General features: G+C 58.5%; 12 protein-coding genes. 6 read left to right on the top strand and 6 right to left on the bottom strand.

Features of this window, described 5'->3' with window-relative positions; all coding sequences use genetic code 11:
- Window positions 1-90 precede the first annotated feature (90 nt).
- Complete coding sequence (locus C5F46_RS15055; protein WP_107326145.1) at window positions 91-777, bottom strand: RES family NAD+ phosphorylase; 687 nt, start codon at window positions 775-777, stop codon at window positions 91-93.
- Entirely contained in the window at window positions 774-1160 is a 387-nt protein-coding gene (locus tag C5F46_RS15060) for an MbcA/ParS/Xre antitoxin family protein (protein ID WP_107326146.1), read from the bottom strand. The genes C5F46_RS15055 and C5F46_RS15060 overlap by 4 nt, the downstream gene beginning before the upstream one ends.
- A gap of 203 nt (window positions 1161-1363) precedes the next feature.
- Here C5F46_RS15060 and C5F46_RS15065 point away from each other — a divergent pair, with 203 nt between their 5' ends.
- Window positions 1364-1618, top strand: a complete 255-nt coding sequence (locus C5F46_RS15065) for a type II toxin-antitoxin system RelE family toxin (RefSeq protein WP_107326147.1) — start codon at window positions 1364-1366, stop codon at window positions 1616-1618.
- A 5-nt stretch (window positions 1619-1623) separates the two neighbouring features.
- The gene (locus C5F46_RS15070; RefSeq protein ID WP_107326148.1) at window positions 1624-1980 is read left to right on the top strand and encodes a helix-turn-helix transcriptional regulator; all 357 of its coding nucleotides are present in this window, start codon (window positions 1624-1626) and stop codon (window positions 1978-1980) included.
- A 56-nt stretch (window positions 1981-2036) separates the two neighbouring features.
- Here the strand turns inward: C5F46_RS15070 and C5F46_RS17215 are convergent, their stop codons facing one another.
- Window positions 2037-2168, bottom strand: coding sequence for a hypothetical protein (locus C5F46_RS17215; protein WP_268935667.1), 132 nt, complete (start codon window positions 2166-2168; stop codon window positions 2037-2039).
- A gap of 275 nt (window positions 2169-2443) precedes the next feature.
- Between C5F46_RS17215 and C5F46_RS16510 the strand changes: the two genes are divergently transcribed.
- The gene (locus tag C5F46_RS16510; RefSeq protein WP_133618632.1) at window positions 2444-2671 is read left to right on the top strand and encodes a hypothetical protein; all 228 of its coding nucleotides are present in this window, start codon (window positions 2444-2446) and stop codon (window positions 2669-2671) included.
- 319 nt (window positions 2672-2990) lie between these two features.
- Here the strand turns inward: C5F46_RS16510 and tnpC (C5F46_RS15075) are convergent, their stop codons facing one another.
- From tnpC (C5F46_RS15075) to tnpA (C5F46_RS15085), 3 genes are read right to left on the bottom strand one after another with little or no spacing between them, the layout of a single operon-like run.
- A complete protein-coding gene (gene tnpC, locus C5F46_RS15075; RefSeq protein WP_107326149.1) occupies window positions 2991-4490 on the bottom strand; it encodes an IS66 family transposase in 1500 nt (499 codons plus the stop codon).
- A 58-nt stretch (window positions 4491-4548) separates the two neighbouring features.
- Entirely contained in the window at window positions 4549-4896 is a 348-nt protein-coding gene (gene tnpB / locus C5F46_RS15080) for an IS66 family insertion sequence element accessory protein TnpB (RefSeq protein WP_107326150.1), read from the bottom strand.
- Window positions 4893-5240, bottom strand: coding sequence for an IS66-like element accessory protein TnpA (tnpA, locus tag C5F46_RS15085; RefSeq protein WP_268935668.1), 348 nt, complete (start codon window positions 5238-5240; stop codon window positions 4893-4895). The genes tnpB (C5F46_RS15080) and tnpA (C5F46_RS15085) overlap by 4 nt, the downstream gene beginning before the upstream one ends.
- A 629-nt stretch (window positions 5241-5869) precedes the next feature.
- Between tnpA (C5F46_RS15085) and tnpA (C5F46_RS15095) the strand changes: the two genes are divergently transcribed.
- From tnpA (C5F46_RS15095) to tnpC (C5F46_RS15105), 3 genes are all read left to right on the top strand, one after another.
- Window positions 5870-6301, top strand: a complete 432-nt coding sequence (gene tnpA / locus C5F46_RS15095; RefSeq protein ID WP_107326152.1) for an IS66-like element accessory protein TnpA — start codon at window positions 5870-5872, stop codon at window positions 6299-6301.
- On the top strand, window positions 6298-6651 hold the full coding sequence (tnpB, locus tag C5F46_RS15100; RefSeq protein ID WP_107326153.1) for an IS66 family insertion sequence element accessory protein TnpB: 354 nt from the start codon (window positions 6298-6300) through the stop codon (window positions 6649-6651). The genes tnpA (C5F46_RS15095) and tnpB (C5F46_RS15100) overlap by 4 nt, the downstream gene beginning before the upstream one ends.
- A 123-nt stretch (window positions 6652-6774) precedes the next feature.
- Window positions 6775-8265: an IS66 family transposase gene (gene tnpC, locus C5F46_RS15105; RefSeq protein WP_407947352.1), complete on the top strand. Its 1491-nt coding sequence runs from the start codon at window positions 6775-6777 to the stop codon at window positions 8263-8265.
- The last annotated feature ends 21 nt before the right edge of the window (window positions 8266-8286 follow it).

Here is an 8286-nt window from a genome sequence, read left to right on the forward strand (position 1 = left end):
CTTTAAGTCATTGTATTTATTTATGTAAGTGAGAGTTCGCGAGCTAACCGGCTTTAATAAGACTGGGAGCGAACCCCAATTTCATCAACCTCAGCTGAACGATTTTTTCTCGTAGATGGTCGAGATTGTTTGTCCATTCCAGACGTAACAGAGGTGGCGCTCCTGGCGGCAGTTGGACAGAAGCCGAGGCCGGAACACGGCAGCACATTCACCACCCTCGTCCCTAACGCTCATGTAGACGATCCCGTCTGCCCCTCTCTCACGAAGCCGCAGCGCCAAATCCTGTGACATACCATAGCTTGTTGGGTGATAGTACGCAGGTTGGCTGGACCGCATTCCTCGGATGTCACGAAGCGCAGCATTCAGATCAACTGCGTAGACGCGCATATCAAGCTCCTGCGCAGGCTCGTTGGTTGCCTGAAGGAATTTGATACGGTGATACTTGGTTTCCGCAACGGCTGTCTCGATCGACTTGCCAGCATAAAACACGCCGTAGGTTCCGTTTGTGAAGCGATCACCCTCAGGATTGAGATGTGTGAATGCAGCCATGATTGGTGAAGAGCCCGGACCAGACACTCGGTCCTCCGGCTGGACTAAAGCAATGTCGCCGACCTCTTCGCGCAGCCTATCATTGGTCATCGCTTCGATTTCGTAAACCGCGTCAAGGTCTGCCGGATCGGCAACGGCCTCAAAAAGGCTGATTGGCGGGAAGCGGCTTGGCACGATGCGAAAGCAAGGCTGCCATGCAATGTTGCTCGTTTGGATTTCGTCAATCATCCGCGTTGCGCATCGACGTATTGCCGAACGACAAAGAGGTCAGCAACGTTACCTGACATCATCCGGTCCAAGGCAGAACGACCACTGAACGTTTTGGCGGCGTTGGGCTTTCGCACCCAGTCGTCAGCGGTCTGCGGAAGAAGGATGTGCAAGCCCTTGTAGATCCCCAAAACGTAAGAGATGCGCTCCAACGCATCCTTTGGGATCGTTGATACACTGCCCCGCTTCCAAGACTGGAATGTTGATCGGCTCTCAAGCCCAAGCAAGCGCATTTGCTCCTGCTCCTGCAGCTTCCAGGCCTCTGCAATCCGGAAGAACGTGCGCAACGCCGGACCCGTCAGGTCCTTGCGGCTTGTTGCCTTAACAGTCGTCGTTGATGGCATGGTCGGTACCTCCAACGCCAATATGTTTACATAATATACAGATGTCAATATTTGATCCGATATTGAACATAACGCTTTCCATGAGGTAGCACTGCAGACGGAACGCCCCGGCAGCGGCGCTCACCTACAGCTCGCAGCATCACCGTCGAAACCAGGCCACGTGTAACCATTGACTACATAGTCGCTACAAGCTACAGGTAGTCATGAAAGAAATCGCCTACTCGAAAACCGCCCAGAAGGCGCTCATGCGAATGCCGCGGAACTGGGCCATTCGAATTCGCGACAAGATCAGCGCCTATGCCGACGACCCAGCTTCACAGGCGAATAATGTCAAGGCGCTGCAGGGCATGGACGGGATGCTGCGGCTTCGGGTGGGAGATTGGCGGATTGTGTTATGCGACGGCGTTGTGCTTGAGATCCTGGACATCAAGGCGCGCGGCAATGCTTACAAGGAGTGAGCGAAATGAATGAAATGGTGACCATCCCCAAAGACGAATACCTCCGCCTTAAGGCGATCGAGGAGGATATGGCTGATCTGAGTAGTGCAGCCGAAGTCTTGGCCCGGATCAAAGCCGGAACAGAGGAGTTGATCCCGTCCGCTGTCGTCGATCGCTTACTGGCCGGTGATGCGCCCCTGACCGTTTGGCGCGAACACCGCGGGTTGTCTCAAGCTGAATTGGCGCGCCAGTCAGGTGTCAACCGTATCCAGATCATCGACATCGAAGCGGGTCGCAAAACCGGGTCTGCCGCCACGCTCAAGAAACTGGCCACCGCGCTGAAGATTGACATGGATGACCTGTTCGATGCTCGAGACCAGTGACGTGCCCAACATGCGGACATCCACACCACGAACCCTGAAAGATCAGCTGGACGCGCTCAAGCCGGAACGCCGAGCGGCTGTTCAAGCTGAGGCAGATCGGCTGCATGCCGAATATCGTCTTCAAGTTCACACAACAAATACCAAGCGATAACTTCGCGTTTCGCCCAGATCGACACGTCGCGTGTCATTCGGCACTGGTCTGCTAGGGCCTTCCATCCGCGGCGTTTGAAGTATGGCTGTGCTTGCGCAACGGCTTGCGAGCAGCGACAGCAGGTGTATTTGGGGCACCGCGTGACCAGCACCCAGAACTGCGCGGAGAATCGAGCCACCTTCGAACGCCATCTTGATCACGCGCGCCGGTTCACGGCAGATAGTCAGTTATTTTTCAGGCACATCGCATCTCTAAGTCTGCGCTCGAGTTTCGTGACGAAAATTCTGCGCTACAGAATTCTGCGGAAAGGCGATGACCATCGCTGCGTTTTTTATTTCGCAAAAACAAAAGCTTAAAAAAACATGCAGCAGACATGCTCGTTGGCAAATTCCGTTCCAGAGAAAAGTCCTGTTTCAGTCGCATCCGCCCTTAACATGGGACTCGGAGCAAACCATCTCTGCAACGGAATTCAGCGGAAAAACAGTAATCAGGATCCCCTTATTTTCTTCAATAATTCAGCATGTTACGGCACAGCTCTGACTACAAGGCGCTCGTCGCAAAATGTTGCAGCGAAAAAGTTCGCTGCCAGGGGCGTCCGAGGATAGGGAGTCACACGCAGCGAACCCTCTCTACCCCCGATGTCGGCTCATGGCGGTCAATGCGTATTTATGAGTAGAAACAATGCTTTGACGTCCTTCGCGGCAATCTGTCAAAATGTACTCCAATCGCTTAAATGCCTCTCGCACGCCTGATTTGCTCAAAACAGGCAGACGGGATGCAAACATTCTCTACCCGGGCATTGCAACATTCTATCAACGACTTGAAATCAGCGGAAAATTGTAACCGTCCGGCCTGACCGCTATCCGTTCCAGCGCCATGGGAGCAGGTCATCGACCTTTGTGATCTTGTAATCCGGGATGCGGGCGAGTGTGTCTGCGAGCCAGGCGTGTGGATCGACGGCGTTGAGTTTGGCGGTTTCGACCAGGGTGTAGGCGATGGAGGCGGCCTTTCCGCCTGCTTCTGATCCGACGAAAAGGTAGTTCTTCCGCCCGAGGGCTATGGCGCGCACGCCGCGTTCTGCGGCGTTGTTATCCAACTCCAGGATGCCGTGGTCGAGATAGGGGCGCAGGCGTTCCATGCGGGTCAGGGCATAGCGGATGGCCGCTGCGAGCGGGGATTTGCCCGAGATCGTGGTGAGTTGCATGGCCAGCCATACTTCGAGAGCATCGAAGACTGGGGCCGCATGTGCCTTGCGAAGCGCGAGGCGGACATCCGGTGGCGACCCTCTGGCTTCCTTCTCGACGGCATAGAGTTGCGCGATCCGGCCGATGGCCTCCTCGGCGATGGGGGAGCCCTGTGACCGGTGGATGTCGACGAACTTGCGTCGGACATGGGCCATGCAGGCGACCTCGCGGATGGTGCCGGACCGATAGAGATCCTCGAAGCCTGCATAACCATCGGCGTGCATCCAGCCGCGGTAGCGGGCGAGATGGTCCTTGGGATGCTGACCTTTGCGGTCCCCCGAGAACCGATACCAGGCTGCGGGTGGGGCATCGCCGCCCCAAGGGCGTTCGTCGCGGGCATAGGTCCAGAGCCTTGCGGTCTGGGTCTTGCCGGTGCCAGGGGCGAGCATGCTGATCGGCGTGTCGTCCGCGAAGATCGCCTCGGCCGACAGGACATGACGCCCGATGGCATCGGCCAGCGGTTCCAGAAGGGCGGTGGTCTTGCCGACCCAGTCAGCAAGGGTGGAACGGTCAAGATCAATGCCTTCGCGGTCGAAGATCTGACTTTGGCGATAGAGCGGAAGGTGATCGGCATACTTGCTGACCAGAACATGGGCCAAGAGACCGGGACCGGGGCGGCCGCGTTCGATGGGGCGCGACGGCAGCGGCGCCTGGAAGAACCGTTCACAGCAGGCGCATGTCAGCCGGGGCCGGACAATCCGGTTCACGATGAAGCGCCCGGGGACGTATTCCAGTTCTTCGGTCACATCTTCGCCGATACGGCGCAGGCGGCCGCCGCAGTCAGCGCAGGCCTCGGCACTGGGCGTCAACTCAACTTCCATCCGCGGGACATGATCCGGGATCGGGCGGCGCTTCGGTTTGTCCTTCTCTTCGATGTCCGGCAGACACATCCGCGCGGTCATCGCGGAGGCGGCAATCTCGCTTGTCTCCAGAGCCAACTGAAGCTGTTCTGCCGTCTCGGACGACGCGCCAAACCTGTGTGCCCGGTGCCCGGCCAACTGGTGCCGCAGCTTCTCGATCAGGATCGCCTGCGCCTTCACCTCGGCCAGAAGCCGCGCGGTGAAGCTGCGCAACTCCTCGGGGTCTTCCGGCAAGGTCAGGTTCTGATCCAGCATATAAAGAGTTTATCCCACTGTATTCGTTGTGGGAATCATAGATTGTAGAGTAGGCAGATTATCCCGCTGCCAAGGGCCGCCACGTCCGCTGCGGCGCCCGCCAGTCAATGCCTTCCAGCAGCATCGACAGCTGGGCAGGCGACAGCGCGACCTTCCCGTCCTTGGCCGAGGGCCAGACAAACCGCCCCTTCTCCAGCCGCTTCATGAACATGCAGGCACCTTGACCATCCCACCAGATCACCTTGACCAGATCGCCCCGACGGCCACGGAACACAAACAGATGCCCGGCAAACGGGTCTTGCTTCAGCACAGACTCGGCCTGAGCGGCCAAGGCCGCAAAGCCCTTGCGCATGTCAGTGACACCCGCCGCCAGCCAGACCTGCGTATTGGCCGGAACCGGGATCACGCCGTCAGACCCCGTATCAGTCGCACCAGCGCCTCGGGATCATACTCGCCGCTGATCCGCATCCGGTGCCCGCCCGCCAGTTCGATCTCAATGTGGTTCACTGCGGCGGGCATCGCCACAGGCGCCTTCACCTCCGCGACGATCTCCACCGGCAGAAAGCGCGCGACATCGGCCGCGTCGGCATCAGCAAACCGGGGATCGCGCAACCAGGCAAAGACCAAATTGGCGTTCACGTCATACCGCCGGGCGACCTGGCTCACCGACACACCGGGCACACGCGTCTGCCCGCAGATCATCCGCTTCTCTTCGTCAGACCAAACCCGACGCTTCCGACGCTTCGTCACAAGCAACCCCGATAGTGTCCATTATCCGATAGTGGACACTATCCTCTACGCAGCACTCCCGGCAGAGCAGTCAGCCCGGACGCTTACGGAAAATTCATTTAAGTCATTGTAAATAATATATTATTGCGGAGTCCAGCACAGCGGGTCTTGGCTCGATTAATTTACTCCATGTCGGCCAGTGTCGGTTCATGTCGGCCTATGGCGGTTTGGGAGGGGACGCGACTCGGATCAGACCCTCTCCACCCCTTAAGCCATTGTAATCATTAATACGGAACTGAGTTCGAAGGTCATCCGGTTCAACTGGGCCTCGCAGCGAGCCATCGACGGCGATTCAAGCTGCCGTGACTCTCTACGCTTTCTCAACACGGAAAAAGCCTTTGATGCACTCATTACTCCGCACTGCAATTTGAACATGTGTCTTCTTTTTGAAACCACTGCCGGGGAAGAGCTCACCACCTTCAGTAAACAGCCCTCTGACGGTAGCGAATCCTTCTTGGCCTTGATCCTCAAGTGCAGAGTGAAGGTGCTTGATTACGGCACAATCGTAAGCGTTTCCTGGCCCGCACCTTCCCAATTCTCACCTGACCTGAGATTTCGCACCTGACGGAGATTAGGGCAGGAGTTTCGCGATGGCGACTACGGTGGAGTTTCTCAGAGGCTACGGGGTGGACATACGGACCAATGGTCAGCGACGCTGGCCGGATGAGGTCAAGGCGCGGATCGTGGCTGAGAGCTTGAAGCCGGGCGCGACGGTGAATGCGGTTGCTGCGCGTTATGGGCTTCGGGCAAACCATCTGTCGGAATGGCGCAGTCGGGCGCGTGACGGCAGGTTGGTTTTACCCGCAGTTGAAGAGGACGACTTTTGTTTTGCGCCGATTGTCGTGTCGGATGGCGTTGGCGGTGCGGATGTGCCGGCTGTCGCCGGGCAGCCCACAAAGTCTGACGGGTTGTCCTGTAAACCCATTGAGATTGAGATCGGCCAAGTGACAATCCGGCTTGATGGCACCACCAGTTCTGACCGGATTGCCGAGATCGTGCGGGCAATCGGGGCGCGGCCATGATGTTCCCGTCAAACCGCATGCGGGTTCTGGTCTCGACGCAGCCTGTGGACTTTCGCAAAGGTCATGATGGGTTGGCGGCAATCGTGTCATCGGTGCTGCGCAAGGATCCGTTCACGGGGACGGTGTTTGTGTTCCGCTCGCGCCGTGCTGACAGGCTGAAGCTGCTCTACTGGGATGGCACCGGACTGGTGATGGCTTACAAGCGACTGGAAGATACGACGTTCACCTGGCCGGCTATCAAGGACGGGATGATGGCGCTGAACCATGCCCAATTCGAGGCCCTGTTTGCCGGACTGGACTGGCGTAAGGTCAAGGCGCTGGAGATGCGCCCACCTGCTGCGGCAGAATGAATCAACTGCTGTCTTTTGCGTGTTTTTACTGTGGTTTTATCGTAGTCTCGCGGCATGATTGAGACGCCTGTCATTGACCTTTCCACTATCCCTGCCGCGCAGCGCGCGGTGGTTGCGACCTTGATGGAAACGATCGCAGCGCTTCAGGATATTACCCAACGCCAACAGCACCTGATTGCCGAGCTGAACCACGCCCTGCATGGCAAACGGTCGGAAAAGCTGACTGAGGATGAACGGCAGCTGGCGTTCGAGGATCTGTCCATCGCACTGGCTGAGGTCGAGGTGCAGAAGGACCATCTGGCCGCCAAGACAGGCGACAAGACGGCAGCCAAACCTGCGCCAAAGCGCACCATCGGCAACCTGCCCGCCGCACTGCCGCGCATCGAAGAGGTTATCGAACCCGACAGTCTGATCTGCCCTTGTGGCTGCGGCGTCATGCACAAGATCGGCGAAGATCGCAGCGAGCGGCTCGACATCGTGCCGGCCCAGTTGCGTGTGATTGTCACCGTCCGGCCCAAATACGCCTGCCGGACCTGCACCGACGGTGTGACCCAAGCTCCAGCACCAGCGCACCTGATCATGGGTGGGTTGCCAACTGAGGCCAGCATCGCCCATGTGTTGGTCAGCAAATACGCTGACCACCTGCCATTATACCGCCAAAGCCAGATCCTGGCGCGCGCAGGCCTTGATCTGCACCGTGCCGTGCTGGCGGATTGGGTCGGCAAGGCAGCGTTCCACCTCAAGCCCGTCGTCGACCGGCTCGCCGAACATCTGAAACGATCCGGCAAGCTGTTCATGGACGAAACCACGGCCCCGGTGCTGGATCCGGGTCGCGGTAAAACCAAAACTGGCTATCTCTGGGCCCTGGCCCGCGATGACCGGCCATGGGGCGGTGAAGATCCGCCCGGTGTGGTCTACTTCTATGCACCCGGTCGGGCGGGCGAGAATGCCGAAACATTCCTGACAGGCTTTGACGGCATCCTGCAGATCGACGGATACCAGGGCTACAACCGGCTGACCAAACTGACCCGCAAGGGCGGTGCCCCCATTCGGGTGGCCCATTGCTGGGCACACGCGCGCCGCAAGCTGAAGGAAGTCTTTGACCGCGATGGCTCAGAGATCGCCGCCGAGGGCCTGCGCCGCATCGCCGAAATCTATACCGTTGAAGCCGATATCCGTGGCGTCTCGTCCGGCCAGCGTCTGTCTGCCCGTCAAACCCGCAGCGTCCCGCTGGTCGCGGCCTTCGGCGACTGGCTGCAGGCCCAACGCCGCAAGATCTCGGCCAAATCCCGCTTGGGCGAAAAGCTGACCTACATCCACAATCACTGGGACGGTTTGCAAACCTTCCTGACCGACGGGCGCGTCGAGATCGACAACAACCGCGTCGAAAACCTGATCCGCCCCATCACTCTAAATCGCAAGAACGCGCTCTTTGCGGGTCACGACGAGGGCGGCATCGCCTGGGGCCGCATCGCCTCGCTGATCGAGACCTGCAAGATCAACGGCGTCGAACCGTTCGCCTACCTCAAGGCAACGCTGACAGCGATCGCCAACGGTCACCCGCAAAGCCGCATTGACGACCTTCTGCCGTGGAAGTTTGCGCCGTCAAGCTAACCCGCTGGTGCTGTTCAGCTA

The sequence above is a fragment of the Phaeovulum veldkampii DSM 11550 genome (genome assembly GCF_003034995.1).
GTDB lineage: Bacteria > Pseudomonadota > Alphaproteobacteria > Rhodobacterales > Rhodobacteraceae > Phaeovulum > Phaeovulum veldkampii.